At 58.1% G+C, this 6,852-nt stretch carries 4 protein-coding genes, 1 rRNA gene and 1 pseudogene; 5 read left to right on the forward strand and 1 reads right to left on the reverse strand.

Annotation, left to right across the window (positions count from 1 at the left end):
- The first annotated feature begins 4 nt into the window (after positions 1 to 4).
- The 5 genes from rrf (at position 5) to aceK (ending at position 6,342) form a co-directional block, all read left to right on the forward strand.
- Positions 5 to 120: ribosomal RNA gene (gene rrf, locus FT726_RS25610) — 5S ribosomal RNA — on the forward strand.
- Between the two features lie 299 nt (positions 121 to 419).
- Positions 420 to 1,349 (forward strand): homoserine O-succinyltransferase, encoded by a 930-nt coding sequence (gene metA, locus FT726_RS25615; RefSeq protein ID WP_282996252.1) that lies wholly within the window; start codon positions 420 to 422, stop codon positions 1,347 to 1,349.
- A gap of 270 nt (positions 1,350 to 1,619) precedes the next feature.
- The gene (gene aceB / locus FT726_RS25620) at positions 1,620 to 3,218 is read left to right on the forward strand and encodes a malate synthase A (RefSeq protein ID WP_346303677.1); all 1,599 of its coding nucleotides are present in this window, start codon (positions 1,620 to 1,622) and stop codon (positions 3,216 to 3,218) included.
- 16 nt (positions 3,219 to 3,234) lie between these two features.
- Complete coding sequence (gene aceA, locus FT726_RS25625) at positions 3,235 to 4,539, forward strand: isocitrate lyase (RefSeq protein WP_346303678.1); 1,305 nt, start codon at positions 3,235 to 3,237, stop codon at positions 4,537 to 4,539.
- Positions 4,540 to 4,605: 66 nt separating this feature from the next.
- The gene (aceK, locus tag FT726_RS25630; RefSeq protein WP_059012751.1) at positions 4,606 to 6,342 is read left to right on the forward strand and encodes a bifunctional isocitrate dehydrogenase kinase/phosphatase; all 1,737 of its coding nucleotides are present in this window, start codon (positions 4,606 to 4,608) and stop codon (positions 6,340 to 6,342) included.
- Here the strand turns inward: aceK and FT726_RS25635 are convergent.
- A pseudogene (locus FT726_RS25635) lies at positions 6,339 to 6,852 on the reverse strand (IclR family transcriptional regulator C-terminal domain-containing protein); the annotation flags it as partial. The gene aceK and the pseudogene FT726_RS25635 overlap by 4 nt on opposite strands.

Raw genomic sequence — 6,852 nt, forward strand, 5'->3', positions numbered from 1 at the left:
TTTGCCTGGCGGCAACAGCGCGGTGGTCCCACCTGACCCCATGCCGAACTCAGAAGTGAAACGCCGTAGCGCCGATGGTAGTGTGGGGCCTCCCCATGCGAGAGTAGGGAACTGCCAGGCATCAAATAAGTAAAGAAGCCCCGGACGAGAGTCCGGGGCTTTTTTACGTCCGTACTCCGGCAAATTTCCCGCTAAAAACCCCTCCATAACGACTTATTTAATCCTGAAAAAATTCTAACGCGCTTTTATTCCGACCTTATTGCTGCTGCTCACCGCGCGGCGCTCGCGGCCATTGCCGCTCAATGCTGAAACATTTTCATAAACCGCATGAAGACTCGACATCCAGCGGCAGCCAGGCTAATCTCGGGCATCTGGATGTCTAAACGTTTATATGGTTATCAGAAAGAGGTCAGCAGGTTATGCCAATCAGGATCCCCGACGAATTACCGGCAGTGAATTTTTTGCGTAATGAGAATGTCTTTGTCATGACCTCATCGCGCGCCAGTGTTCAGGAGATTCGTCCGCTTAAAGTCTTGATCCTTAACCTGATGCCAAAAAAAATAGAAACGGAAAATCAGTTTCTGCGCCTGCTCTCTAACTCGCCACTGCAGATCGATGTCCAGCTGTTACGCATCGACAGCCGCGAGTCGCGTAACACGCCCAGCGAGCATCTGAACAACTTCTACTGCAACTTCGACGATATCGCTAACGATAACTTTGATGGCCTGATTGTTACCGGTGCGCCGCTGGGGCTGGTTGATTTTAATGATGTTGCCTACTGGCCGCAGATTCAACGCGTGCTGCACTGGGCGAAAGAGCACGTCACTTCTACTCTGTTCGTCTGCTGGGCAGTGCAGGCGGCGCTTAACATCCTGTATGGCATTCCGAAGCAGACGCGCCAGAACAAACTGTCTGGTGTTTTTGAGCATCAGATTCTTCATCCGCACGCGCTGCTGACGCGCGGATTTGATGACAACTTCCTGGCACCGCATTCACGCTATGCTGATTTCCCCAGCCAGCTGATCCGCGACTACACCGATCTTGAGCTGTTTGCCGAATCGGAAAGCACCGGTGCCTATCTGATGGCGAGTAAAGACAAACGCCTGGCCTTTGTTACCGGCCATCCGGAATATGACGCTCTTACGCTGTCGGGTGAGTACCATCGGGACTACGAGGCCGGCCTGCACCCTGAGGTGCCGTTCAACTACTTCCCGCAGGACAATCCGGAATTGCCGCCGCGCGCCACATGGCGTAGCCACGGCAACCTGCTGTTCTCCAACTGGCTCAACTACTACGTCTACCAGATTACGCCATTCGATCTGCGCCACATGAATCCAACGCTCGAGTAAAACGCCTGCTAACAACGCGTTTAAACCTGCCGTGACAGCCGCGTGTTGTCGCGGCATTTTTTTGCCTTTTTTCTGCGATGGAACGTATTGCCTTTATTTCGTGAGATTAAATTACAGTTAAATCAGGCAAATAAAATCAAACAAACACTAAAATGGAAATAGTTTTTGAAATTAAAATAAAAATGATTATGCTCTGATCTTGCCGGTTAAAAAATACCCTACAGCCCGATCCTGTTGTTAGAAAAAGGATCAAACCAGGAGGCAGCCCGCATGACAGACACGGTTATCAGCCCGACACTGACCTTTAGCCAGCCCTTTACCCACGCGGAGAAGCAGCTGCTCACGCCCGAAGCCATTGATTTCCTGCACTCGCTGGTGGTGCGCTTTGCACCCGAGCGCGAGCGTCTGCTGAAAGCGCGTCAGCAACGCCAGCAGCGCTACGATCAGGGGGCGTTGCCAGATTTCGATTCGGAAACCGCTTCCATTCGGCAAAGTGACTGGCAGGTGAGGCCCATTCCTCAGCTACTGCGCGATCGCCGCGTCGAAATCACCGGTCCGCCAGATCGCAAAATGGTGATCAACGCGCTGAACGCTAACGTCAAAGTGTTCATGGCCGATTTTGAGGATTCGCTGGCACCGACCTGGCAAAAACTGCTTGATGGCCAGCTGGCGCTGCGCGATGCGGTTAACGGCACGCTGAGCTTCACCAGCGAAAACGGCAAGATCTACCAGTTACGATCCGATCCGGCGCTGCTGATGTGCCGGGTTCGCGGCTTACATCTGGATGAGAAGCATGTTGAGTGGCGCGATCGGGCCATTCCCGGTGGGTTATTCGACTTTGCGCTCTATCTGTTTCATAACGTCACCGCGCTGCTGGAGAAGGGTCACGGTCCGTGGTTCTATCTGCCGAAAACCGAGCATGCGGCGGAAGTGGCATGGTGGCGGGAAATCTTCCGCTTCAGTGAAGATCGTTTCGATCTGCCGCGCGGCACCATCAAAGCCACGGTACTGATCGAGACGCTACCCGCGGTATTCCAGATGGATGAGATCCTGTGGGAACTGCGCGATCACGTGGTTGGCCTCAACTGTGGTCGCTGGGATTACATCTTCAGCTACATCAAAACGCTGGGCCAGCATGGTGACCGCATTCTGCCGGATCGTCAGCAGATCAGCATGGACCAGCCGTTCCTCGAGGTTTATTCGCGCCTGCTGATCAAAACCTGCCACCGGCGCGGTGCGCTGGCGATGGGCGGCATGTCGGCGCTCATCCCAGCCAAAGACGCTGAACGCAACGCCTGGGTGATGCAGAAAGTGCAGGAGGACAAAGCGCGTGAAGCGGGCAACGGCCATGACGGTACCTGGGTCGCACATCCCGGTCTGGCGGATATCGCCATGGCGGAGTTTGACCGTCAGCTGGGCGATCGCCCCAATCAGCTGCACGTCAGTCGTGAACAGGATACGCCGATCACCGCCGAGCGCCTGCTGCGCCCGTGCCGTGGTCAGCGCACCGAAGCCGGGATGCGCGCCAACATCCGCGTTGCGCTGCAGTATCTGGAAGCGTGGATCAGCGGCAATGGCTGCGTGCCTATTGATGGGCTGATGGAGGATGCCGCTACCGCGGAGATTGCCCGCACCTCTATCTGGCAGTGGATTCACCACAAGCAAATCCTCAGCGATGGTCAGCTGGTGACCGCCGCGCTGTTCGAACAGTTTCTGGATGAAGAGCTGGCGGCCCTGCGCCACAGCCTGGGTGATACGCGCTTTGACGCCGGTCGCTACAAAGATGCGGCTGCACTGATGGCGCAAATCACCACCGACGAACAACTGGTTCCTTTCCTCACCCTGCCGGGCTACCGCCTGCTGCCCTGACTCTGGAGATACTGCTATGTCAAATCGTACCCAACAGATCGCTCAACTGGAAAACAGCTGGCTGGCATCACGCTGGCAGGGCATTACCCGTCCTTACAGCGCCGAAGAGGTCATTAACCTGCGCGGCTCCGTTAATCCCGCCTGCACGCTGGCGGATCGCGGCGCGAGAAAGCTGTGGGCACTGCTCAGCGGTGACGCGCGCAAAGGCTATATCAACAGCCTCGGTGCCCTGACCGGCGGACAGGCGGTGCAGCAGGCGAAAGCCGGCATTGAGGCGATTTATCTCTCCGGCTGGCAGGTGGCGGCCGATGCAAATCTGGCCGGGCAGATGTATCCGGACCAGTCGCTGTATCCGGTCAATTCGGTGCCAGACGTGGTGGAACGTATCAACCAAAGTTTTCAGCGCGCCGATCAAATCCAGTGGGCGAGCGGACTGTCGCCGGACGATGACGGCTTTATCGATTACTACCTGCCGATTGTCGCCGATGCGGAAGCCGGATTTGGTGGGGTGCTCAATGCTTTTGAGCTGATGAAAGCGATGATTCAGGCCGGTGCCGGCGCGGTGCACTTTGAAGATCAGCTGGCGGCGGTGAAGAAGTGCGGGCACATGGGCGGCAAGGTGCTGGTGCCGACGCAGGAAGCGATTCAGAAACTGGTGGCGGCGCGGCTGGCGGCCGATGTGATGGATGTGCCCACGGTGCTGATTGCACGCACCGATGCCGACGCTGCCGATCTGATTACCTCCGATTGCGACGAGCGCGATGCGCCGTTTATTTCCGGGGAACGGACCGCTGAAGGCTTCTTCCGCACCCATGCCGGTATCGAACAGGCGATAGCCCGTGGCCTGGCGTATGCGCCGTATGCCGATGTGCTGTGGTGCGAAACTTCCACGCCGGATCTGGCGCTGGCGCAGCGCTTCGCCGAGGCGATTCACGCGCAGTATCCCGGCAAGCTGCTGGCTTACAACTGCTCGCCTTCGTTTAACTGGAAGAAGAATCTCGACGATCGCACCATTGCCCGCTTCCAGCAGGCGCTGAGCGAGATGGGCTACCGCTTTCAGTTCATCACTCTGGCCGGCATTCACAGCATGTGGTTCAACATGTTCGACCTCGCACACGCTTATGCGCAGGGCGAAGGCATGCGCCACTACGTGGAAAAGGTGCAGCAGCCGGAATTTGCCGCACGCGAACGCGGCTACACCTTCTCTGCGCATCAGCAGGAAGTGGGCACCGGTTATTTTGACCGCATCACCACGGTGATTCAGGGCGGCAGCTCGTCGGTCACCGCGCTGACCGGCTCCACCGAAGCCGCACAGTTCTGATCAGCGTATTCCCGGTGCGCAGCATGGCGCACCGTTTCACTGGCTCACGCTTGCCGGAGATTGCCGATGTCACCGAGAGAATCCCTTATCGCCCACACGATTCTGCAGGGTTTTGATGCACAGTACGGCCGCTTTCTCGATATTACCGCAGGCGCGCAGCAGCGCTTTGAACAGGCGGACTGGCAGGCGGTGCAGCAGGCGATGAAAGCGCGTATCCATTTGTACGACCATCACGTCGGGCTGGTCGCCAATCAGCTGCGCATCCTCAACGAGATGGCCGACTGGGATGACGCTTTCTGGCTGCGGGTGAAAAGCCACTATGCCACGCTGCTGCCGGGCTATCCGCGTCATGAAATTGCCGAAAGCTTTTTTAATTCTGTCTATTGTCGCTTGCTGGGGCACAGCCACTTACTGCCTGAGCGGCTGTTTATCCTGCCGTCACAGCCGTACGCGCCCGCGCCGCCGGCGCAGCGACCGCTGTCGCGCCTGTACCGGCCGCAGCACAGCTGGCATGAGACGCTGCGTCAGGTATTGAATGACATTCCGTTGCGGCTGACGTGGCAGGATCAGACGCGCGACATCGGCTGGATTGTGCGTCATCTGCACGAGCAGTTCAGCGCGGCACAGCTGGCCAATGCCACACTGGACGTCGCCAGCGAGCTGTTTTATCGCAACAAAACCGCCTGGATTGTGGCGCGGCTGCAGCTGAGCGCGGGCGAGATCGTGCCGTGTCTGCTGCCGATTCAGCGCGATGACGCCGGCCGGTTGTGGATCGATACCTGCCTCACCGACAGCAATGACGCCAGCATCGTGTTTGGCTTTGCCCGTGCCTATTTCATGGTGTACGCGCCGGTGCCAGCCGCGCTGGTGGCCTGGCTGCAGCCGATTTTGCCGGGCAAAACCCTTGCCGAGCGCTATATGGCGATTGGCTGCCAGAAACACGGTAAAACCGAATGCTATCGCGAATATTTAGATTACCTGGCGCACAGTCAGGAAGCATTCACCATCGCACCCGGCGTGCGCGGTATGGTGATGCTGGTATTTACGCTGCCCGGTTTTGATCGGGTATTTAAGGTGATTAAAGATCGCTTCGCGCCGCAAAAAGAGGTGACGGATGCGCAGGTGCGCGCCTGTTACCGGCTGGTCAAAGAGCATGACCGCGTCGGGCGCATGGCTGACACCCAGGAGTTTGAGCATTTCGCTATCCCGCGCGCGCGCATTCCGGCGGCGCTGATGGCGGAATTTGAGCGCGAGATTCCGGAAAAAATCGAGCTGCGCGATGACGTAGTGATCATCCGCCACTTATGGCTGGAGCGTCGCATGCAGCCGCTTAACCTGTGGCTGATGCAGGCGACGCCGGAACAGCGCCAGCACGCCATTGAGGAGTACGGTGATGCGATTTGTCAGCTGGCGGCGGCCAACATCTTCCCCGGCGATATGCTGTTTAAAAACTTCGGCATGACGCGCCATGGCCGCGTGGTGTTTTACGACTATGATGAAATCCGCCCGATGACCGAGCTGGTGTTCCGCGATGTTCCGGCGGCGCGTTACGAAGAGGATGAGCTGCAGGCCGAGCCGTGGTACAGCGTCGGGCCGGATGATGTGTTTCCGGAAACTTTCCGCTACGCGCTGTGCAGCGAACCGGCGACCGGAAAATTGCTGCAGGCGCTGCATCCGCAGTTGTTCGATCCCGGCTGGTGGCGCGCACTGCAGGCGCGGATCCGTGCCGGGCATATTGAAGAGGTGATGGCGTGGCGCGCCGGACAGCGTTTCAGCGCGCGCTACGCGTCAGTGGCCGCCTAGCGGCCGGCATAGCTCAGCGTCACCTGTTTCGCCGCGCGGATCACCAGCGCCCCGAGCTCGGTAATGCGGTCGTCGGTCATACGCGCCAGCGGGCCGGAGATGGAGATGGCGGCAAACGGTTCGCCGTGTTCATCATAAATCGGTGCCGCCACACAGCGCAGGCCGAGCGCGTGCTCTTCGTCGTCGTGCGAAAAACCCATCTTACGGATCAGCGCCAGATTCTCCTTCAGGCTATGCGGCGACATCAGGGTTTTCGGCGTGTAGTGATGTAATCCCTTCTGATGCAGCAGGGCGGTGACCTGATCATCGCTAAGGTGAGCGAGAAACGCTTTGCCGGCACCGGACGCATGCATCGGCAACTTGCCGCCAATCGGCGCTGACATGCGCATCAGCTGGGTGCACTGTACCTGGTCAATAATCACCGCCTGATAATCACTGAGATCCAGCACCGCCAGATTCACGGTTTAGCCGGCTTCTTCCATCAGCCGGCGCAGAATCGGGTGCACGATC

This window comes from Pantoea sp. Morm (assembly GCF_016643525.1).
Classification (GTDB): domain Bacteria; phylum Pseudomonadota; class Gammaproteobacteria; order Enterobacterales; family Enterobacteriaceae; genus Pantoea; species Pantoea dispersa.

Bases quoted from the DNA above. Each gene is read 5' to 3' on its own strand.
- metA (WP_282996252.1), top strand. From the start codon at position 420: ATGCCAATCAGGATCCCCGACGAATTACCGGCAGTGAATTTTTTGCGT.
- aceB (WP_346303677.1), top strand. From the start codon at position 1,620: ATGACAGACACGGTTATCAGCCCGACACTGACCTTTAGCCAGCCCTTT.
- aceA (WP_346303678.1), top strand. From the start codon at position 3,235: ATGTCAAATCGTACCCAACAGATCGCTCAACTGGAAAACAGCTGGCTG.
- aceK (WP_059012751.1), top strand. From the start codon at position 4,606: ATGTCACCGAGAGAATCCCTTATCGCCCACACGATTCTGCAGGGTTTT.